The 20,627-nt window shown below is 70.4% G+C and carries 18 protein-coding genes; 8 read left to right on the top strand and 10 right to left on the bottom strand.

Annotated features, from left to right (window positions below; translation table 11 throughout):
- The first annotated feature begins 164 nt into the window (after positions 1 to 164).
- On the top strand, positions 165 to 809 hold the full coding sequence (locus ACQ86L_RS01340; RefSeq protein WP_434317360.1) for a vitamin K epoxide reductase family protein: 645 nt from the start codon (positions 165 to 167) through the stop codon (positions 807 to 809).
- A gap of 66 nt (positions 810 to 875) precedes the next feature.
- Here ACQ86L_RS01340 and ndk read toward each other — a convergent pair whose 3' ends face one another.
- The 5 genes from ndk to ACQ86L_RS01315 all read right to left on the bottom strand — a co-directional run bounded on the left by ndk (position 876) and on the right by ACQ86L_RS01315 (position 7,279).
- Positions 876 to 1,298, bottom strand: a complete 423-nt coding sequence (ndk, locus tag ACQ86L_RS01335) for a nucleoside-diphosphate kinase (protein ID WP_345839210.1) — start codon at positions 1,296 to 1,298, stop codon at positions 876 to 878.
- Entirely contained in the window at positions 1,295 to 1,681 is a 387-nt protein-coding gene (locus ACQ86L_RS01330; protein WP_345839211.1) for a DUF4233 domain-containing protein, read from the bottom strand. The genes ndk and ACQ86L_RS01330 overlap by 4 nt, the downstream gene beginning before the upstream one ends.
- Positions 1,678 to 3,045, bottom strand: a complete 1,368-nt coding sequence (locus tag ACQ86L_RS01325; protein WP_434317359.1) for a bifunctional folylpolyglutamate synthase/dihydrofolate synthase — start codon at positions 3,043 to 3,045, stop codon at positions 1,678 to 1,680. Before ACQ86L_RS01325 ends, ACQ86L_RS01330 begins: the two co-directional genes overlap by 4 nt.
- Positions 3,042 to 6,428, bottom strand: coding sequence for an isoleucine--tRNA ligase (ileS, locus tag ACQ86L_RS01320; RefSeq protein ID WP_434317358.1), 3,387 nt, complete (start codon positions 6,426 to 6,428; stop codon positions 3,042 to 3,044). Before ileS ends, ACQ86L_RS01325 begins: the two co-directional genes overlap by 4 nt.
- A gap of 218 nt (positions 6,429 to 6,646) precedes the next feature.
- Positions 6,647 to 7,279: a TetR/AcrR family transcriptional regulator gene (locus tag ACQ86L_RS01315; protein ID WP_434317357.1), complete on the bottom strand. Its 633-nt coding sequence runs from the start codon at positions 7,277 to 7,279 to the stop codon at positions 6,647 to 6,649.
- Between the two features lie 113 nt (positions 7,280 to 7,392).
- Between ACQ86L_RS01315 and ACQ86L_RS01310 the strand changes: the two genes are divergently transcribed.
- The 5 genes from ACQ86L_RS01310 to ACQ86L_RS01290 all read left to right on the top strand — a co-directional run bounded on the left by ACQ86L_RS01310 (position 7,393) and on the right by ACQ86L_RS01290 (position 12,718).
- The gene (locus ACQ86L_RS01310) at positions 7,393 to 8,715 is read left to right on the top strand and encodes an MFS transporter (RefSeq protein ID WP_434318961.1); all 1,323 of its coding nucleotides are present in this window, start codon (positions 7,393 to 7,395) and stop codon (positions 8,713 to 8,715) included.
- Between the two features lie 143 nt (positions 8,716 to 8,858).
- Positions 8,859 to 11,468: a valine--tRNA ligase gene (valS, locus tag ACQ86L_RS01305; protein WP_434317356.1), complete on the top strand. Its 2,610-nt coding sequence runs from the start codon at positions 8,859 to 8,861 to the stop codon at positions 11,466 to 11,468.
- On the top strand, positions 11,465 to 11,911 hold the full coding sequence (locus tag ACQ86L_RS01300; RefSeq protein ID WP_434317355.1) for a GNAT family N-acetyltransferase: 447 nt from the start codon (positions 11,465 to 11,467) through the stop codon (positions 11,909 to 11,911). Before valS ends, ACQ86L_RS01300 begins: the two co-directional genes overlap by 4 nt.
- Positions 11,912 to 11,981: 70 nt before the next feature.
- Positions 11,982 to 12,452, top strand: coding sequence for a GNAT family N-acetyltransferase (locus ACQ86L_RS01295; RefSeq protein WP_345839218.1), 471 nt, complete (start codon positions 11,982 to 11,984; stop codon positions 12,450 to 12,452).
- The gene (locus ACQ86L_RS01290; protein ID WP_434317354.1) at positions 12,452 to 12,718 is read left to right on the top strand and encodes a hypothetical protein; all 267 of its coding nucleotides are present in this window, start codon (positions 12,452 to 12,454) and stop codon (positions 12,716 to 12,718) included. The genes ACQ86L_RS01295 and ACQ86L_RS01290 overlap by 1 nt, the downstream gene beginning before the upstream one ends.
- Positions 12,719 to 12,746: 28 nt before the next feature.
- On the opposite strand, the gene ACQ86L_RS01285 is transcribed toward ACQ86L_RS01290, so the two are convergent.
- From ACQ86L_RS01285 to ACQ86L_RS01270, 4 genes are all read right to left on the bottom strand, one after another.
- Positions 12,747 to 12,932, bottom strand: a complete 186-nt coding sequence (locus tag ACQ86L_RS01285; protein WP_434317353.1) for a hypothetical protein — start codon at positions 12,930 to 12,932, stop codon at positions 12,747 to 12,749.
- Complete coding sequence (locus ACQ86L_RS01280; RefSeq protein ID WP_434317352.1) at positions 12,929 to 14,257, bottom strand: MFS transporter; 1,329 nt, start codon at positions 14,255 to 14,257, stop codon at positions 12,929 to 12,931. Before ACQ86L_RS01280 ends, ACQ86L_RS01285 begins: the two co-directional genes overlap by 4 nt.
- Positions 14,254 to 14,883 carry an ArsR/SmtB family transcription factor gene (locus tag ACQ86L_RS01275; RefSeq protein WP_434317351.1) on the bottom strand — a complete coding sequence of 210 codons (630 nt, stop codon included), beginning with the start codon at positions 14,881 to 14,883 and terminating at the stop codon, positions 14,254 to 14,256. The genes ACQ86L_RS01280 and ACQ86L_RS01275 overlap by 4 nt, the downstream gene beginning before the upstream one ends.
- Before the next feature lie 99 nt (positions 14,884 to 14,982).
- Positions 14,983 to 15,789: a methyltransferase domain-containing protein gene (locus ACQ86L_RS01270; RefSeq protein WP_434317350.1), complete on the bottom strand. Its 807-nt coding sequence runs from the start codon at positions 15,787 to 15,789 to the stop codon at positions 14,983 to 14,985.
- A gap of 76 nt (positions 15,790 to 15,865) precedes the next feature.
- On the opposite strand from ACQ86L_RS01270, the gene ACQ86L_RS01265 reads away from it, so the two are divergent.
- On the top strand, positions 15,866 to 17,923 hold the full coding sequence (locus tag ACQ86L_RS01265; protein ID WP_434317349.1) for a M3 family metallopeptidase: 2,058 nt from the start codon (positions 15,866 to 15,868) through the stop codon (positions 17,921 to 17,923).
- Between the two features lie 77 nt (positions 17,924 to 18,000).
- Positions 18,001 to 19,308 carry an ion channel protein gene (locus ACQ86L_RS01260; RefSeq protein ID WP_434317348.1) on the top strand — a complete coding sequence of 436 codons (1,308 nt, stop codon included), beginning with the start codon at positions 18,001 to 18,003 and terminating at the stop codon, positions 19,306 to 19,308.
- Here the strand turns inward: ACQ86L_RS01260 and clpX are convergent.
- Positions 19,265 to 20,539 carry an ATP-dependent Clp protease ATP-binding subunit ClpX gene (clpX, locus tag ACQ86L_RS01255; RefSeq protein WP_345839226.1) on the bottom strand — a complete coding sequence of 425 codons (1,275 nt, stop codon included), beginning with the start codon at positions 20,537 to 20,539 and terminating at the stop codon, positions 19,265 to 19,267. The two genes, ACQ86L_RS01260 and clpX, sit on opposite strands and share 44 nt — an antisense overlap.
- Positions 20,540 to 20,627: the final 88 nt, after the last annotated feature.

Raw genomic sequence — 20,627 nt, 5'->3', positions numbered from 1 at the left:
CCGGCTGTTCATTCGGGCGCACCTGGCGCCCTCAAGCCTTCTGTTCGTGTCGGCCGGCATGCTGCCGGGACGACGTATCCAATGATTATCGCATGTCGGGGGCCGTGGACCGGCGCAACCCGCGTTCACAGATCGGGCGCGCCGCGTCATGCCATAATCCGACTGTGCCTGCCTCGAAGACCGCGACCGCCGACCAGACGACCGATCCCGCTCCCGTGGAGTACCGCCGCCCGACCGCCCTCGCGATCTTCCTGATCGTCGCCGGAGCCATCGGCTTCTGGGCCGCGTTCATGCTGACGCAGGACAAGTTCCACCTGCTCGAGAACGCGCACGCCCAGCTCTCCTGCAACTTCAATGTGCTCGTCGGCTGCAGCAAGAACCTGAACTCGTGGCAGGGCTCCCTCCTCGGGTTCCCGAACCCGCTCCTCGGCCTCGCCGGCTGGACGGCGACCATCGCGGTCGGCGTCGGCCTGTTCGCCGCCGGGCGCTTCGCGCGCTGGTACTGGATCGCGTTCAACGTCGGCGTCGTGCTCGCGCTGGTGCTGGTGATCTTCCTCATCACCCAGTCACTGACCGTGCTCAACGTGCTCTGCCCGTGGTGCATGGTCACCTGGACCGTGACCATCCCGACGTTCTGGGCGGTGACGCTCTACAACCTCAAGGAGGGGCACATCCCGGTGCCCGAGCGCGCCCGCCGGTTCTTCGGGACCCTCTACAGCTGGGTGCCGCTCATCACGATCGTCAGCTACGCGATCGTCGCGGTGCTGGCTCAGATCCAGCTCGACTGGATCCACCGCGCCTTCGTCTGATCGGCTCGAACATGCAGAACGGCTCCCGGCCTCAAGGCCGGGAGCCGTTCTCGTTTCGGCGACTGCTCAGCCGAACCAGAGCGCGAGCTCGCGCTGCGCCGACTCGGGCGAGTCGGAGCCGTGGACGAGGTTCTGCTGCACCTTCAGGCCCCAGTCGCGGGCCAGGTCGCCGCGGATCGTTCCGGGCAGCGCGGTGGTCGGGTCGGTGGCGCCGGCGAGCGAGCGGAAGCCCTCGATCACGCGGTTGCCCGCGACGCGCAGGGCGACGACGGGGCCCGACTCCATGAACTCCACGAGCGGCTCGTAGAAGGGCTTGCCCTCGTGCTCGGCGTAGTGCTTCGCGAGCAGCTCACGGTCGGCCTGCAGCATGCGGAGGTCGACGAGCGAGTAGCCCTTGGCCTCGATGCGGCGCAGGATCTCGCCCGTGAGGTTGCGGGCGACTCCGTCGGGCTTGACGAGGACGAGGGTCTCTTCGACGGCGGTGGTCATCTGGTCTCCGTTCGGTTGTTCCGGTCGATGTTGTTCCGGTCGATGCGGGAGGCGACGATCATGCAGTAGGTCCACATGGCCGTGAAGATCGCCCCCACGATGAAGAAGGCGGGCTGGAGGAAGCCGGCGGCGACGACGAGGAGCTGGACGATCCAGCCGAGGACGACGCCGACGCGGTTGCGCATCAGCCCGATGGCCGCGATCATCAACACGACCACCAGCGCTCCCCCGCCGAGCGCGGCCCACGCGGGCAGGGCGTTCAGCCCGAAGAGCACGAGGGCGCCGAGGAAGACCACGATCAGCTCGAAGCCGAGCACGATCGAGCCCAGGCTCTCGCGGAGGGAGCGCTGCCGGCGCGCGCGCGGCTGCTTGGCGTCGCTCACGCGGTCGCGTCCTTCCAGCCCTGCTCGTCGGCGTACGCCATCGCGGCGCCGACCAGCACGATGGAGCCGGTGACGACCACGGCGCGGCGCGGCTCCTCGCCCGCCCACTCGCGGGCGGCCTCCAGGGCGTCGAGCCCGTCGCTGTAGACGATCGTCGCCTCGTCGCCGGCCTCCTCGCGCACGATGTCGCCGAGGTCCTCGGCGGGCAGCGCGCGGTCGGACGCGGGCTCCGTCACGAAGAACTGGGTCGCCACCGGGGTGAGGGCGCGGATGACGCCGCGGGCGTCCTTGTCGCTCAGGCTGCCGACCACGAAGGTGAGCTCGTCGAAGTCGAAGTACCTCCGCAGCGCGTCGGAGAGGGTCGCGGCGCCGGCCGGGTTGTGAGCGGCGTCGACCAGGATGGTCGGCTCGACGCCGATCAGCTGGAGGCGGCCGGGCGACGTGGCGGTGGCGAAGCCCTCCTCCACCAGATCCGTCTTGAGCGGCTGGGTGCCGCGCCCGAGGAACGTCTCGACCGCCGCGACCGCCACCGCGGCGTTCTGCGCCTGGTGGTCGCCGTAGAGCGGGAGGAAGACGTCCTCGTACGTGGCGGCGCGGCCGCGCACGGTGACCAGCTGGCCGCCGACAGCGACCTGCGTGCTCACGACGTCGAACGCCTGCGGCTGCGCCGCGAGGGTCGACTCCGTGAGCCGGGCGGCCTCCTCCAGCTCGGTCATGGCCTCCGGAGCCTGCGCCGAGGTCACGACGTCGGCGGACGGCTTGATGATGCCCGACTTGGTGCGCGCGATCTCCCGCACGGTGCCGCCCAGCTGTTTGGTGTGGTCGAGCGAGATGGGCGTGAAGACGGCCACCTGGCCGTCGCCGACGTTCGTGGAGTCCCACTCGCCGCCCATGCCGACCTCGATCACGGCGACGTCGACCGGGGCGTCGGCGAACGCGGCGAACGCCAAGGCGGTCAGCGCCTCGAAGAAGGTCAGCGGCGCCTTGCCCTGCTCCTGCAGCTCGGCGTCGACGATCTCCAGGTACGGACGGACGTCCTCCCAGTTGCTCACCAGGGCCTCGTCGGTGATCGGCACGCCGTCGATCATGATCCGCTCGTTGAAGCGCACCAGGTGCGGGCTGGTCAGGAGGCCCGTGCGCAGGCCGTAGGCGCGCAGGATGCTCTCGGCGATCCGGCTGGTCGAGGTCTTCCCGTTCGTCCCGGTGATGTGGATGATCGGGTACGCCCGCTGCGGGTCGCCCAGCAGCTCGACGGCGCGGCGGGTCGCGTCGAGGCGGCGTTCGGGGGCGCCCTCGCCGACGCGGGCGAGGAGCGCCTGGTAGACCGCCTCGGCCTCCTCGCGCAGGTCGTCGTCGTCGGTCATCGGGTCACCTCGACCTTCGTCACGCCGACCGTGAACCGGCCCGCGTTCGCGTACAGTCCTGCGGCGAAGTCCTTGCTGAAGTCGTCGCGGCCGTCGCCGGAGCGGTCGCCCGCCGAGACGAACTCGAACTCCAGCGCCAGGGTCTCGGCCGCGATGTCGACGGCCTCGCCCGCGAGCGCGATGGCCGCCACGTCGTCGTCGTGCTCGAACGCGACGCTCAGCTCGATCCGGTCGCTCACGTCGAGCCCGGCCGCCTTGCGGGTGTCCTGCACGGCGCGGATGACGTCGCGGGCCAGGCCCTCGGCCTCCAGCTCCGGCGTCGTGGCCGTGTCGAGGAGGACGAAGCCGCCGCCGGGCAGCAGCGCCAGTGCCGAGGTGGCCTCGTCGTCGGCCTGAGCGGTCTCCAGGACCAGCTCGTACTCGCCCTCGACCAGCTCCACGCCGCCCACCGTAACGACTCCGTCGTGTTCCGACCAGTCGCCGGCGCGGGCGGCCTGGATGACCTGCTGCACCTGCTTGCCGAGGCGTGGTCCCGCGGCGCGGGCGTTCACGGTCAGCTTGCTGGTGATGCCGTAGGCGTCCGCGCTGTCGTCGGCGAGCTCGACCAGCTCGACCGCCTTGACGTTGAGCTCGTCGCGCAGGATGCCCTCGAACGGCCGCAGCGCGTCCGCGTCGGATGCGACCACGGTCAGCGACGCGAGCGGCAGGCGCACGCGACGGCCGGACTGCTTGCGCAGCGAGAGAGCGGTCGAGCTGATCGCGCGGATGCGGTCCATCGCGTCGACGAGCGCGTCGTCGGCCGGGAACTCGGCCGCCTCCGGCCAGTCGGCGAGGTGCACGCTGCGGCCGCCGGTGAGGTCCTTCCAGATGCGCTCGCTGACCAGCGGGAGCAGCGGGGCGGCGACCCGGGTCAGGGTCTCCAGCACCGTGTAGAGGGTGTCGAACGCCTCGGCGCCCGAGCCGTCCTCGGCCACGCCGGTCCAGAACCGGTCGCGGGAGCGCCGCACGTACCAGTTGGTGAGCACGTCGGCGAAGTCGCGCAGCTTGGCCGAGGCGAGCGTCGAGTCCAGCCCCTCCAGGTCGGCGGTCACGGCCTCCACCAGGTCGCGCGTCTTGGCGAGCAGGTAGCGGTCGAGCACGTCGGTGGACGCGGTCGAGCGCGTCGCGTCGTAGCCGGTGGCGTTCGCGTAGAGGGAGAAGAAGTACCACGTGCTCCACAGCGGCAGCAGCACCTGGCGGACGCCCTCGCGGATGCCCTCCTCGGTGACGATGAGGTTGCCGCCGCGCAGCACGGGGCTCGACATCAGGAACCAGCGCATCGCGTCGGAGCCGTCGCGGTCGAAGACCTCGTTGACGTCCGGGTAGTTGCGCAGCGACTTGGACATCTTCTGCCCGTCGCTGCCCAGCACGATGCCGTGCGAGATCACGTTCGTGAAGGCCGGGCGGTCGAACAGCGCGGTGCCGAGCGTGTGCAGCAGGTAGAACCAGCCTCGGGTCTGCCCGATGTACTCCACGATGAAGTCGGCCGGGTTGTGGCTGTCGAACCAGTCGTGGTTCTCGAACGGGTAGTGCACCTGGGCGAACGGCATCGAGCCGGAGTCGAACCAGACGTCGAGCACGTCCGGGATGCGGCGCATGGTCGAGCGTCCGGACGGGTCGTCGGGGTTCGGGCGGGTGAGCTCGTCGATGAACGGGCGGTGCAGGTCGGGCTCGCCCGCGGCGTTGACCGGCAGCCTCCCGAAGTCGCGCTCCAGCTCCTCCAGCGAGCCGTACACGTCGATGCGCGGGAACTCCGGGTCGTCGCTCTTCCACACCGGGATCGGCGAGCCGAAGTAGCGGTTGCGCGACACCGACCAGTCGCGGGCGCCGGCCAGCCACTTGCCGAACTGGCCGTCCTTGACGTTCTCCGGCACCCAGTTGATGCCCTGGTTGAGCTCGACCATCCGGTCGCGGAACTCCGTCACGCGCACGAACCAGCTCGACACCGCCTTGTAGATCAGCGGGTTGCGGCAGCGCCAGCAGTGCGGGTACGAGTGCTCGTAGCTCGCCTGGCGCAGCAGCCGGCCGTCCTCGCGCAGCAGCGTGGTGAGCGGCTTGTTCGCCTCGAAGACCTGGAGGCCCGCGACGTCCTGCACCTCGGCGAGGAAGCGCGCGCCGTCGTCCACCGAGATGATCACGGGGATGCCTGCGGCCTCGCAGACGCGCTGGTCGTCCTCGCCGTAGGCCGGGGCCTGGTGGACGATGCCGGTGCCGTCCTCGGTGGTCACGTAGTCGTCGACGAGGATCTGCCAGGCGTTCTGCGTGCCGTACTTCTCGGTGTCGGCGTAGTAGTCCCAGAGGCGGTCGTAGGTGACGCCCTGCAGCTCGCGGCCGCGGACCGTGCGGCTGACCGCGTCGCGCGCGGCCTCCGGGGAGCCGTAGCCGAGGTCCTTGGCGTAGTTGCCGACCAGGTCGACGGCCAGCAGGTACTCGCCGCTCAGCGAGTCCTCCTCGCGCAGCCCGGCGCTGTGCCGGCCGCTCGCGCGCCCGTGCACGTCCGCCGCGCCGTTGGGGCCGGCGGGGACGACCGCGTACTCGATGTCGGGCCCGACGACGAGCGCCAGGTTGGTGGGCAGGGTCCACGGGGTGGTCGTCCAGGCCAGGGCGCGCACGCCGGTGAGGCCGAGGGCCTCCGCCTTCGCGCCGGTCAGCGGGAAGGTGACGGTGACGGTCTGGTCCTGGCGCATCTTGTAGACGTCGTCGTCCATGCGCAGCTCGTGGTTGGACAGCGGGGTCTGGTCGCGCCAGCAATACGGGAGGACGCGATGGCCCTCGTAAGCCAGTCCCTTCTCGTGGAGCTGCTTGAACGCCCAGATCACCGACTCCATGTAGGAGGTGTCGAGCGTCTTGTAGTCGTTGTCGAAGTCGACCCAGCGCGCCTGGCGGGTGACGTACTCCTGCCACTCGCGCGTGTAGCGCAGCACGGAGTCCTTCGCGGCCTGGTTGAAGGCGGCGAGTCCCATCTCCTCGATCTGGCTCTTGTCGGTGATGCCGAGCTGCCGCTCCGCCTCCAGCTCGGCCGGGAGCCCGTGGGTGTCCCAGCCGAACCGGCGCTCGACCTTCTTGCCGCGCATCGTCTGGAAGCGCGGGAAGACGTCCTTGGCGTAGCCGGTGAGCAGGTGGCCGTAGTGCGGGAGGCCGTTGGCGAACGGCGGCCCGTCGTAGAAGACCCACTCGGGCGCGCCCTCGCGGTTCTCGACCGAGGCGCGGAAGGTGCCGTCCTCCGCCCAGAAGGCGAGGACGTCGGTCTCGATCTCCGGGAAGACCGGGGACGGCGTGACGTCCTGAGGCTGGCGCCCAGCGGGCTCGGGCGCTCCGTCCGGTGAGGACTTGGGGTACGGCATGTCTCTCCTGGCAGTCGTGATCTGCACGAGGACGCCGGGCGCTCGCACGCCCGTCGCGGTACCACCCCGCTTGCCCCCTCCGCCTGCGGCGCCGGATGAAGCCTCTCGTTCTGCGGCTGTGACGGGCCTGCCCCGTTCGGTTCTACTGAGCGGGCGAGGGCCCGCCGTTCTTCCGAAGACTCGCCGGTGATAGCCGGGTCGACGTCGTTCGCACCATTCTATCGGTTCGCGAGCGCCGCCGCGTAGCCGGCGCACACCGGCTCGACGGCGTCGCGCACCACCGGGGTCAACGGGCCGCGGCCCACGCCGGCGCGCGCCCAGACGCCCGCCGCCGCGACCGCTGCCCCGACGACCGCCGTGGCGGCTGCCCGGGGCAGGAGGCCATCCGGATCGTCGCCCGACCGCCGGGCGATCGCGGCGGCCACCTGACGCACGACGGAGAGGAAGCGCGGGAGGGCGGACGCCTGCAGCTCGGCGTCGGTGCCCATCAGCTCCACCTGCGTCACCGCGAGCGGCAGCCGTTCGGGCCCGAAGCCGTCGGCCAGGCGAAGGACCGCGGCGAGCACGGCCGCCATCGGCTCCACGTCGTCGCCGGCTTCGGCGAGCATGGCGGGGAACGCCGCCAGGGATTCGTCGACCTCCAGCCAGAGCAGATCGCTCTTGGCGGAGAAGTAGTTGAAGAAGGTCGCCCGGCTCACCCCGGCCCGGCGGGCGATGTCGTCGACGGTCGTCCCGGCGTAGGTCTGCTCCAGGAACAGCTCGCCCGCCGCCTCGGCCAGCATGCCGCGCGAGGAGGCGCGGGGCCGGCCGGATCCGGGCGCGCCCTGGCCGTCGGAATGCCGCGGTGTCACGATGCGTTGTCTCCTCACGCCTAATATTGGACCCGGTTCAAATACCCCCGTCAGAAGGACACCAGTGACCTCCACCCCCACGCTCGCCGTCCAGCGAGACCGATCGCCCGGGCATCACGCCGGGCACCGCTCGCCGCGTCGCCATCGCATCGTTCGTCGGGACCTCCCTCGAATCGTACGACTTCTACCTCTACGCGTACTTCGCCGCCTTCTTCGTCGGCCCGCTGTTCTTCACCCCGCTCGGCCCGTTCGGCGGCGTCCTCGCCGGGTTCCTGGCCATCGCCGCCGGCTTCGTGATCCGCCCGGTCGGCGCCGTGGTCTTCGGCCACCTGGGCGACCGGATCGGCCGCCGTCCCGTGCTGCTGATGACGATCCTCCTGATGGGCGTCGCCACCGGCCTCGTGGGAGTGCTCCCGACCTACGCCGCGGCCGGCTGGGTCGGCGGGGTCGTGCTCGTCCTCCTGCGTCTCGTGCAGGGCCTGTCGCTCGGGGGCGAGTGGGGCGGCTCCATCCTGCTGGCGACCGAGTACGCCAACCCGAAGCGCCGCGGCTTCTGCGCCGCCCTCCCCCAGCTCGGCTCGCCGGTCGGCTCCATCCTCAGCGCCGTGGTGTTCATCGTCCTGACGCTGACCATGTCCCCGGCCGACATCGCCTCGTGGGGCTGGCGCATCCCGTTCCTCACGGCGTTCCCGCTGCTGCTGGTCTCGCTGTACCTGCGCTGGTCGATCGACGAGACCCCGGTGTTCCGCAAGCTCGTGGAGACCGGCCGTCGCGACCGCTTCCCGGTGCTCGACGTCTTCACCAAGGCCCCCGTCGCGTTCGTCATCGCGATCGGCGCCGCCGTGCTCGGCATCGGCTCGTACTCGCTGATGAACACCTACATGGTCGACTACGGCACCGCCGTGCTCGGGTTCAAGTTCCAGGACCTGCTGGTGGCGACCACGATCGGCGGCCTGCTGCAGCTGGTCACGATCCCGCTGTTCGGGCTGTGGGCCGCGAAGATCGGCTCGGCGCGCGTCGTCGCGATCGGCGCGATCGGCACGCTGGTGGTCGCCTTCCCGATGTACTTCCTGCTGCAGAGCGCGTCATTCGGCGTCCTCGTCGGGAGCATGATCATCGGCGGCATCCTGCCCACCCTGTCCTGGGCGGGCCTCGGCGGCCTGATGTCCGACCTGTTCCCGAGCCCGATCCGCTACAGCGCGCTCTCGGTGGCGTACAGCGTCGCGGCGCTGGTCACCTCGTTCGTGCCCGCGCTGACGCTGGTGTTCGGGCAGGCCGTGCGCAACGCGTGGTGGCACCCGGGCGTCGTGCTCGCGGTCATGTCGATCATCACGCTGGTCGCGGCCTGGGCGGCCGCACGCCGTCGCCCGATCATCGACGAGGGCACCGCCGACGCCCAGACCATCGAGGCCGTGGAGTCCTCCGCAGCCTCCTGACCAATCGAGGGGCGCGTCGTTGTCACTTTTCGAGCCCGGAAGTGACAACGACGTGCCCTTCGGCGCGCTCCGGTACGCTTTAAGGGATCCCCACACTCAGGCACCCCGTTGACACGGTGCCGCACATATCGAATCGGAGAGCCATGACCGCCGCGAACCCCGTGCCCGACAAGCCAGCACTCGAAGGCCTGGAGGCCGTCTGGGGCGGCCGCTGGCAGCAGGACGGCACCTTCGAATTCGATCGGGACGGCGCCATCGCCGCCGGACGCGCCGCGATCTACTCGATCGACACCCCGCCGCCCACGGCCTCCGGCTCCCTCCACATCGGGCACGTGTTCAGCTACACGCACACCGACATCGTGGCGCGCTACCAGCGCATGCGCGGCAAGCGCGTCTTCTACCCGATGGGCTGGGACGACAACGGCCTGCCCACCGAGCGCCGCGTCCAGAACTACTACGGCGTGCGCTGCGACCCGTCGCTCCCCTACGAGGCCGAGTTCGTGCCTCCGTACGAGGGCGGCGACAACAAGAGCGCCAAGGCGGCCGACCAGAAGCCGATCTCGCGCCGCAACTTCATCGAGCTGTGCGAGCGGCTGACCGTGGAGGACGAGAAGCAGTTCGAGGCGCTCTGGCGCACACTCGGCCTCTCCGTCGACTGGTCGCAGACCTACCGGACCATCGGCCGGGAGGCGCTGCACACCTCGCAGCTCGCATTCGTCCGCAACGTCGCCCGCGGCGAGGCCTACCAGGCCCTCGCGCCCACCCTCTGGGACATCACCTTCCGCACCGCCGTCGCGCAGGCCGAGCTGGAGGACCGCGAGCAGCCGAGCGCGTACCACCGCGTCGGCTTCCACGGCGCCGACGGCCCGATCTACATCGAGACCACCCGTCCCGAGCTGCTGCCCGCGTGCGTGGCGCTCGTGGCGCACCCCGACGACGAGCGCTACCAGCCGCTGTTCGGCACGACGGTGCGCACGCCCGTCTTCGGCGTCGACGTGCCCGTGGTCGCCCACCACCTCGCACAGCCCGACAAGGGCACCGGCATCGCCATGATCTGCACCTTCGGCGACATCACCGACGTGACCTGGTGGCGCGAGCTCGACCTCCCGAACCGCGCGATCATCGGCTTCGACGGCCGCATCATCGCGGAGCCGCCGGCGGCGATCGAGAGCCACGAGGGCCGCGAGGCCTACGCGCAGCTCGCGGGAAAGACCGTGTTCTCGGCCAAGCAGGCCGTCGTGGAGCTGCTGCGCGCCTCCGGCGACCTGGTCGGCGAGCCGAAGCCCATCCAGCACCCGGTCAAGTTCTTCGAGAAGGGCGACAAGCCGCTGGAGATCGTCTCGACGCGCCAGTGGTACGTCAAGAACGGCGCCCGCGACGAGAAGCTGCGCGAGCGCCTCATCGAGCTCGGCCGCAGCCTCGACTGGCACCCCGACTTCATGCGCGTCCGCTACGAGAACTGGGTGAACGGCCTCACCGGCGACTGGCTCATCTCGCGCCAGCGCTTCTTCGGCGTGCCGATCCCGGTCTGGTACCCCCTCGACGGCGTGGGCAACCCGCTGTTCGACCAGCCGATCCTGCCGGCCGAGGACGACCTCCCCGTCGACCCGTCCTCCGACCCGGCGCCGGGGTTCCAGGAGTCGCAGCGCGGCCAGGCCGGCGGCTTCGTCGGCGAGCACGACGTGATGGACACCTGGATGACCTCCTCGCTGACCCCGCAGCTCGCGGGCGGCTGGGTGGACGACCCCGAGCTGTTCCAGACCGTCTACCCGTTCGACCTGCGCCCGCAGGGCCAGGACATCATCCGCACCTGGCTGTTCTCGACCATGCTGCGCTCGCAGCTGGAGCACGGCGTCGCACCGTGGTCCAACGCCGCGATCTCCGGCTTCATCGTGGACCCCGACCGCAAGAAGATGTCGAAGTCCAAGGGCAACGTCGTCACCCCGGCCGACATCCTGGAGAAGCACGGCTCCGACGCGGTGCGCTACTGGGCGGCGTCGTCCCGGCTCGGCACCGACGCGTCCTTCGACCCGCAGAACCCGACCCAGATCAAGATCGGCCGCCGCCTGGCGATCAAGCTGCTCAACGCGGCGAAGTTCATCCACGGCTTCGACGCCCCGGAGTCGCTCGACCTCGCCCAGGTGACCGCGCCACTCGACCGCAGCATGCTGCAGCAGCTCGCGGATGTCGTGACCGACGCCACCACCGCGCTGGAGGGCTACGACCACGCCCGCGCGCTGGAGACGGCGGAGACCTTCTTCTGGACCTTCTGCGACGACTACCTGGAGTTGGTCAAGGAGCGCGCCTACGGCGAGCACAACGCCGGCCAGGTCTCCGCGGTGGTCGCCCTCCGCACGGCGCTGTCCGCCTTCCTGCGCCTGTTCGCGCCGGTGCTGCCGTTCGCGTCCGAGGAGGCGTGGAGCTGGTCGGAGACCGGATCGGTGCACCTCGCGCCGTGGCCGCAGACCGCCGAGGTCGCCGGGGACTGGGATGACGCCCGCGCCGTCCTCACCGTCGTCGGCCGCGCCCTGACCGGCATCCGCGGCGCCAAGACGGCCGCCAAGGCCTCCCAGCGCACGCCCGTCGACTCGGCCGTCATCGGCGCGCCGGCGGACGAGCTGGCCGCCATCGAGTCGGCCTCGGCCGACCTGGCTTCGGTGGGCAGAATCGCAGAACTGCGTTTCGTAGCCGCCGACACGCTCGAAGTAACGGATATCCTCCTTGCGCAGACGCTGAGCGAGGAGGAACGATGACGGCTGACGTCCGGCGCGTGGAGGACAACGAGTTCTTCACCTGGCTCGACCTCTACGCCGGCTACGGCGAGTTCTACGAGACCCCCGTGACGGACGAGAAGGCCCTCCTCGTGTGGAGCTGGATCACCGACGCGGAGAACAGCCTGGAGGCCTACTTCGCGGTCGACGCGGAGGGCACCCCGATCGGCCTGGCGCACGTGCGCGAGTTCGCCCGCCCGCTCGACGGCAGCACCGGTCTCTACCTGGACGACCTGTTCGTCCTCCCGGACGCGCGCGGCGAAGGGGCGGGCACCGCCCTCCTCGAGAAGCTGCGCGATCTGGCCCAGGAGCGCGGCCTCTCGGTCGTGCGCTGGATCACCGCGAAGGACAACCAGACGGCCCGCCGCCTCTACGATCGGGTGGCGGAGAAGACGAAGTGGGTCACCTACGACCTCGTCCCCTGAACGGGTCCGCGATAGGGTCGATACGACTCCCGGACTCCTGAGCCGGGGAGCAAGGCGAACGGAGGGGCTGATGTCGACGGTAGTTCGACCGGTCAAGGATGGCGACTTCTTCGCCTGGTTGGACCTGTACGCGAAGTACGCGGAGTTCTACGACACCGAGCTGACCGACCAGAGGGCGCTCGTCCTGTGGTCCTGGCTCAGTGACCCCGACCACGAGGAGCAGGGCTTCGTCGCCGTGGACGGCGACCGCATCGTCGGCCTCGCCAACGTTCGTGAGTTCGCCCGGCCGCTGGAGGGCGACCGCGGCCTCTTCCTCGACGACCTCTACGTGCTGGAGGACGAGCGCAGCAAGGGCGTCGGCCACCAGCTCATCGCGGCCGTCCGCGCCCTCGCGGAGGAGCGCCGCCTCGGCGTCGTGCAGTGGATCACCGCGACCGACAACGCCGACGCGCAGCGCGTCTACGACTCGGTCGCGAGCAGGACCGCGTGGGTCACCTACGAGATCGACCTCGCGGCCGCCCAGAACGCCGAGAGCGCCTGATGCAGCTCGGAACCCGCTGGGCCGTTGGCGAGACCCCGCCGGCGAACCTCCCCGAGGTCGTGACCTACGCCGTCTCCACCGTCGAGGAGGAGCTGGCGGCGACGGACATCGAGACCGCGGGCTGGCGCTGGACGCTGACCTGGCTGGAGGGCAACCCCGTCGTCGAACTCGACGACGGCACGATCATCCGCTACAACGCGCGCGAGGACTCGGCCACGATCACGCAGGTGGTCAAGACCGAGCCCTCGGACTACGACGAGGCGTAACGGGCCGGCGCGTCAGTGTGACGGCGGGTCAGCGCGGGAGCTGCGGCAGCGTCCGCGCGGCCCGGTCGCGGGTCTGCTCGACGGTCGCGACGAGCTCGGCGTGACGGTCGTGGCGGGCCGGCTGGCGCATCCCCCACGCGGTGAGGGCGCGACCGAGCCGGAGTGCTGCGCGGTGGCTGAACGGCCGGTGCACGGGCACGGCGATGGCGGTCATGATGCGGTTCCTTCCGGGATGGTCTGGACTTCTGGTGTCGAGGTCTCTGCTGTTGAGGTCTCTGCTGTTGAGGTCTCTGCTGTTGCGGTCTCAGCCGCCTGGCCGTAGCGGCCGGCGCTGAGCAGGAGGCGCGTGGCGATCAGGGCGAGCACCACCACGACCACGCCGCCGATGAGGAACGGCAGGCGCAGATCGATACGGGCGACGAAGCCGCCGAGCACGGTGGCGATCGGCGTCAGTCCCCAGCCGATGGTGCGGACGATCCCCATCGCCCGGCCGAGGATGGCTCCCGGGACGATCGCCTGGCGCAGCGCGCCCCACGGGACGTTCCACACCGCGACGCCGAAGGCGCCGAGCGCGTAGGCGAGGATGCCGGCCACCATGTTGTCGGTGAGCCCGACACCGAGGAGGCCGAGGCCGCCGAGCAGCATGGCGACGTACATCACGCGTCCGCGGCCGAACCGGGTCACGAACCCGCTGGCGCACAGCGCGCCGACCAGCGCGCCGGCGCCGATCACCGCGGTGACGACGCCGACCAGCGACGGGGGCAGTGCGTAGGTCTGCAGGAGCAGCAGCACGACGCTGCCCTGCGCGAACGCCAGCGCGGACGCGGTGATCGAGGTGAGGACGATCATCTTGCGCAGGAAGCGGTCGTCCCAGAGGAAGCGCACCACGGCGCCCAGCCGCGGACGAGGAGCGGCCTCCCCGCCCTCCTCGCCGAGCAGGTGCGCGCGCGCCGCCGCCACCGGGATGGTGAGGACGAGCAGCACCGAGATGAGGAAGCCGGCGCCGGTCAGCCAGAGCGGCAGCGCGATCGCGGCGGCGAACAGGAAGCCGGCGATCGGCGTCGCGATGAAGTTCTCCACGACGATCTCGGCGGACTGGAGCCGTCCGTTCGCGCGGTCGAGCTGGCCGCGGGTCACCATGCTGGGCGTGACCGTGGTGGTCGCGGTGTCGAAGACCGTCTCGCCGAGCCCGAAAGCGAGGATGCAGGCGTACAGGCTCCAGATGGTCAGCGCGTCCGTGGCGATGAGCAGCGCCACGACGGCGGCGACGGCGAACCGGACCGCGTTGGCGACGGCCATCGCCGCCCGCCGGTCGACGCGGTCGAGCAGCATCCCGGCCGGGATGCCGAACAGCAGCCAGGGCAGGAAGGTCACGGCGGTCAGCCCGGCGATGAGCGCGGGATCGTGGGTCAGCGTGGTGGCGATCAGAGGGACCGCGGTGCGGCCGATGCCGTCGGCGAGGTTGCTCGCGATGGCGGCGCTCCAGAGCCGGCCGAAGCCGTCGCCGAGGCGGGTCTTCTCCGTCGTCGCGGCGGTCATGGCCGATCCTCTGTGCGGCGCTCCTCTGTGCGGTGCTCCTGCTCGACCAGCGGGAACGCGTTGAACTGCGCCTGGATGCGCTTGCGCTCGCCGGCCGGCTCGGCCTTCCACTTCTCCTTGAGGCGGTTGAGCAGCTTGTAGTACTCGGTCGCGAACTCGGCGAGCTGCTCGCGGGTCACCTCCAGGTGGGAGGTCGACAACGCCGACGCCTCCACCCACTCCGTCCCGAACGTGTCGAGACCGCGGCGGAGGTATGAGTTGAGCCGGCGCTCGTTGTTCTGCGCCCAGCTCAGCGAGATCTGCTCGGTGACCTCGCGGCCGGCCGGCGTCTCCAGCGTCTCCGGGCCGCCGATCGTGACGCCGCCCGGCGCCATCCGCCACCAGCGCTCACGGCCGCTGCCGCGCTCGGTGTCCTCCACGATGATGTCGTGCTTGGCGAGCTGTCGGAGGTGGTAGCTGGTGGCCCCGCTCGACTCCCCCAGCCGCTCCGCCAGCATGGAGGCCGTCGCCGGGCCGAAGTCGGACAGCTCGTTCATGATCTCGACGCGCAGCGGGTGCGCGAGTGCGCGCAGGGCGGGCATGCCGAGGGACTCGAAGTGCGGCTCGTACTCGTCATCGGTGGACATGAGACCAGAGTAGCTACGCAAAGAGTTCTTTGCAAGCACTACTTTGCAATTGTTCGTTTGCAATCGACTCTTTGCAAGAGAGCCTTCGGAGGAGCCCGCTCAGCCGCGCGCGATGATCTCCCCGTGCGGCATCCCGTACCAGCCCGACGCGTCCGCGGCCCACTCCAGCCATGCCCGGGAGACCGCGTCGAGCGTGTCCGCGTCCGCCTCGCCCGCCTCCCGCGCCTGGGCGCCCCAGTCGGAATCCGTCACCCGCTCGCTCCAGAGCCCGCCCCACCAGCGCCGCTCCTCGTCGGACGCGAAGCACCACACCGACGCGGAGCTCGTCACGTCCGCGAAGCCGGCGTCGAGCGCCCATGACCGGAGGAAGCGGCCGGCCGAGGGTTCGCCGCCGTTGCCGCGCTGGACGGCCTGGGTTATCCGCATCCACTCGGCCAGGCCCGGGAGCAGCGGCGCCCACATCGTGCCGCCCCAATCCACGTCGCGCGCGACGACGAAGCCGCCCGGGCGCACGATCCGGCGGAACTCCCGCAGCGCCGCCACAGGGTCCGACAGGTGCTGGAGCACCTGGTGCGCGTGCACCACGTCGAAGGAGTCGTCCGGGAAGTCGAGCGCGTACGCGTCACCCACCGCGAAGGACACTCCCGCCGCACCGCGACGGGTCGCGGCTTCGGTGGCGTGCTCGACGATGTCAGAACTCCGGTCGACCCCGATCACCGAGCCCGGCGCCACGCGCGCCGCGATGTCGAACGTGAGCGTGCCCGGGCCGCTTCCGACGTCGAGCACGGTCATCCCCGGCCGGAGGAGGCCGGCGAAGTACGCGCCCGAATTGGCCAGATTCCGCCACTCGTGGGATCGGAGGACGCTCTCGTGATGACCGTGCATGTAGCGATCGACAATCTTCATGGTGCAATCCTAGGTTCGACCCCGAGCGCCGCCGCGGCGCGCTGAGCGATTAATTCGGTGCCTCTAGGCTGAGGGCATGGCCGACTCCTCGAACCCTTTCCTCTCCCCCAGTCCGCTCCCCTACCAGCTCCCGCCGTTCGCCGACATCAGGGACGAGCACTACCGTCCCGCGTTCGAGCAGGGCTTCGCGGAGCAGCTGGCCGAGGTCGAGGCGATCGCGTCCTCCCCCGACGCGCCGACGTTCGAGAACACGATGGTCGCGCTGGAACGCTCCGGGCAGGTGCTGCAGCGCGTCGCCGAGGTGTTCTTCAACAAGAGCTCGTCCGACAGCACCGACTTCACCAACGCACTGGAGGAGGAGATCGCTCCCCTGCTCTCCGCGCACCAGGACGCCATCCGGCTGGACCCCGCGCTCTACGCTCGCATCGAGTCGCTGCACGAGCGGCGCCACGACCTCGGGCTCGACGCTGAGGGCGTGTACCTGATCGAGCGGTACTTCACCGAGTTCACGCTCGCCGGCGCCGGGCTCGACGACGAGCAGAAGGAGCGCCTGCGCGAGTACAACCAGCGGCTCTCCACGCTCACGACGCGCTTCGAGAAGAACCTGCTCGCCGACACCAACGAGCTCGCGGTCGTGTTCGACTCGGCCGAGGAGCTGGACGGCCTCGGCGAGGGCGAGCTCTCGGCTGCGGCGGAGGCCGCCCGCGAGCGCGGGCTCGACGGCAAGTACGTCGTCACCCTCGTGCTGCCGACCGGCCACCCGTGGCTCGCGAGCCTGACCGACCGCCGCGCCCGCGAGCGGATCATGGCGGCCTCCCGCTCCCGAGGCATCCGCGGCGGCGAGCACGACAACCGCGACCTGGTGCTGGAGATCACGCGGCTGCGCGCCGAGCGGGCCCGCCTGCTCGGCTTCGACACGCACGCCGCCTTCGTCACGGCGGACGAGACGGCGCGGACACCGCAGGCGGTCGCGGACATGCTCGGACGGCTCGCGCCTCCCGCCGCCCGCAACGCGCGCTCCGAGCAGGCCGACCTCCAGAAGCACGCTGTGCTCGCCGGACAGCTCGGCGACGGCGAGACGGTCGAGAGCTGGGACTGGGCGAAGCTCACCGACACCGTGCGCCAGGCGACCTACGACGTCGACTTCGCGGCGATGCGCCCGTACTTCGAGGCGGAGCGCGTGTTGCGCGACGGCGTCTTCTTCGCCGCCACCAGCCTGTACGGCATCACCTTCGAGGAGCGGCCCGACCTGGTCGCCTACCACCCGGACGCGCGCGTCTTCGAGGTGCGCAACGAGGACGGCTCCGGGCTCGGCCTCTACCTCCTCGACCTCTACACGCGCGACTCCAAGCGCGGCGGGGCCTGGATGAACCCGCTCATCTCGCAGTCCGAGCTTCTGGGCTACCCGACCGTCGTGGTCAACAACCTCAACGTGCCGAAGCCGGCCGCCGGCGAGCCGACCCTGCTCACCTACGACGAGACCAACACGCTGTTCCACGAGTTCGGCCACGCCCTCCACGGGTTGTTCGCGCGTGTGACCTACCCCAAGTTCGCCGGCACCAACGTCTTCCGCGACTTCGTCGAGTTCCCGAGCCAGGTGAACGAGATGTGGATGCTGTGGCCCGAGATCGTCTCGAACTACGCGGTGCACCACGAGACCGGCGCGCGGATGCCGCAGGAGCTCATCGACAAGCTGCACGCCTCCGAGTCGTTCAACGAGGGCTTCGCGACGAGCGAGTACCTGGCCGCCGCCCTGCTCGACCAGGCCTGGCACGCGATCACCGCCGACGACACGGTGACCGACGTCGCCGCGTTCGAGGCGGCCGCCCTCGCGGCGGTCGGACTCGACAACCCGGCCGTGCCGCCGCGCTACGCGAGCACCTACTTCGCGCACACCTTCTCCGGCGGCTACGACGCGGGCTACTACTCCTACATCTGGAGCGAGGTCCTGGACGCCGACACGGTGGAGTGGTTCACGGAGAACGGCGGCCTCAGCCGCGAGAACGGCGACCGGTTCCGCAACCGCCTGCTCGGCGTCGGCGGTTCGAAGGACCCGCTGGAGGCGTACCGCGACTTCCGCGGCCGTGACGCCGTGATCGAGCCGCTGCTGAAGCGCCGCGGCCTCGACGGCTGAGCCGGCGGTCCCGAACTGCACCTAGCCCCCTTCCCTCGGCGCCCTCTAGCCTGAGCGCAACGTGAGAAGGGGGCATCATGACCTCGACGGCACCGGAACCGGAACTGGCCGCACCCTCTGTGCGGTCGCTGCTCCTCCTCTCCATCCCCGCCGTCGTCATCGGCGTGGTCAGCGCGCTCACGCTGTGGGCGGTGGACGAGCTGGCCGCCGTCATCGACGACGGCATCTGGACCTCGCTGCCGAAGGCGCTCGGGATCGACCCGTCGTCGGGCTGGTGGATCTTCCTGATCCTCACCGCCACCGGCATCGCGGTCGGGCTGACCGTCTGGCTCGTCCCCGGCCACGCCGGACCCGACTCCGCGACGACCGATCTGGTCTCCGCCCCGCTGAAGGTCGGCGTAGTGCCATCGCTCGCCCTCGCGGCGGTGCTCGGGCTGGCCGGCGGCGTGAGCCTCGGGCCGGAGAACCCGATCATCGCCATCAACGTCAGCCTCCTGGTCGCGCTGGTCGGCCGGCTCTGGAAGGCCGTCCCGGCGCGCATCGTCATGCTGATGGCCGCCGCCGGCACGATCGGAGCGCTGTTCGGCACCCCGGTGGCCGCGGCGCTGGTCTTCACGGGCGTCGTCGCCGCGGTGAAGGGCGGCGGTGCGCTGTGGGACAAGCTGTTCCTCCCGCTCGTCTCGGCGGCCGCCGGGTCGCTCACCATGACCCTGCTGGCGCACCCCCACTTCGGGATCCCGATGCCGGCGTACACGCAGATCAGCGGCTGGGACGTGCTGGCCGCGCTGATCATCGGGGTGGTGTCCACCGCGCTCGGCCTGCTCGGCGCCGTGCTGTTCCCGCTGGTCCACCGCGCGTTCCACGCGCTGCGCCATCCGCTGCTCATCACGCTCGCCGGCGGTGTCGTGCTCGGCCTGCTCGGCGCGCTCGGCGGCCCGATCACGCTCTTCAAGGGGCTGGAGCAGATGAGCGCGCTCGTCCAGAACCGCGCCGACTACGCGGTGGGACAGCTGGCGTTGATCATCGGCGTCAAGCTGGCCGCGCTGCTCGTGGCGGCCGGCGCCGGGTTCCGCGGCGGCCGCGTCTTCCCTGCGGTGTTCATCGGGGCGGCCGTGGGAACGCTGGCCGCTGCGCTCGTGCCGGGCATCCCGCTGCCCGTGGCGGTCGCCGCCGGGGTCTTCGGAATCACGCTCGCGGTCACCCGGGACGGCTGGATCGCCATCTTCATCGGCGTCGCCGTCACTCAGAACCTGCTCGTGCTGCCCATCCTGTCGCTCGCCGTACTCCCGGCCTGGCTGATGGTGACGAAGGCGCCCGAGTTCCTGATCAAGCCGGCGACGATTACGCCGACTTCTCCTCGCGCCGCGGGCGGTGCGGGACGATAGTCGGAGCCGCGTTCTCCAGCACGGCCTCCCTGGTGACGACGACCCGGGCGACCTCGGAGCTGGACGGCACCTCGAACATGATCGGGCCGAGCACCTCCTCCATGATCGCGCGGAGGCCGCGGGCGCCGGTCTTGCGAAGCACCGCGAGGTCGGCGATGGCCTCCAGGGCCGAGTGCTCGAACTCCAGCTGCACGCCGTCGAGCTCGAACATGCGCTGATACTGCCGCACGAGCGCGTTCTTCGGCACCGTCAGGATCTGCATGAGCGCGTCCTGGTCGAGCGGGGTCACCGTGGTGACGACCGGGAGGCGGCCGATGAACTCCGGGATGAGACCGAACTTGTGCAGGTCCTCCGGCAGCACCTCGGAGAAGAGGTTGATGTCGTCGCCCTTGGAGTGGAGCGGGGCGCCGAAGCCGATGCCCTTCTTGCCTGCACGCGAGGAGATGATGTCCTCCAGCCCGGCGAAGGCGCCGGCCACGATGAACAGGACGTTCGTCGTGTCGATCTGGATGAACTCCTGGTGCGGGTGCTTGCGGCCGCCCTGCGGCGGCACCGAGGCGACCGTGCCCTCAAGGATCTTGAGCAGCGCCTGCTGCACGCCCTCGCCGGAGACGTCGCGCGTGATCGACGGGTTCTCGGCCTTGCGGGCGATCTTGTCGACCTCGTCGATGTAGATGATGCCGGTCTCAGCGCGCTTGACGTCGTAGTCGGCGGCCTGGATGAGCTTGAGCAGGATGTTCTCGACATCCTCGCCGACGTAACCGGCCTCCGTCAGAGCGGTGGCGTCGGCGACCGCGAACGGCACGTTGAGCCGGCGCGCGAGCGTCTGGGCCAGGTAGGTCTTGCCGCAGCCGGTGGGGCCGATCAGCAGGATGTTCGACTTGGCGATCTCGACGTCGTCCATGGCGTCGGCCGAGGTGAGGGTCTGCTTGGCCCGCACCCGCTTGTAGTGGTTGTAGACGGCGACGGCCAGGGCGCGCTTCGCCTGCTCCTGGCCGATGACGTACTCCTCGAGGAAGCCGAAGATCTCCTTCGGTTTCGGGAGGTCGAACTCACCGGAGGCCTCCTCGCCCGCCTCGGCGAGCCGCTCCTCGATGATCTCGTTGCAGAGCTCGACGCACTCGTCGCAGATGTACACGCCAGGACCGGCGATCAGCTGCTGCACCTGCTTCTGGCTCTTGCCACAGAAGGAACACTTGAGCAGATCGGCGCTCTCCCCGATGCGTGCCATCCGTCTCCCCCTCCTTCTTCGGGTCTCTCCGTCGAGCCTAACCCGAGACGGCGACATTGGGGCGCACCGGAGGGGATTCGACACGCGG

Source organism: Leifsonia sp. P73, from assembly GCF_051059105.1.
Lineage (GTDB): Bacteria > Actinomycetota > Actinomycetes > Actinomycetales > Microbacteriaceae > Leifsonia.
The sequence above is the reverse complement of the archived record's forward strand: the minus strand, read 5'-3'. Positions and strand labels throughout refer to the sequence as shown.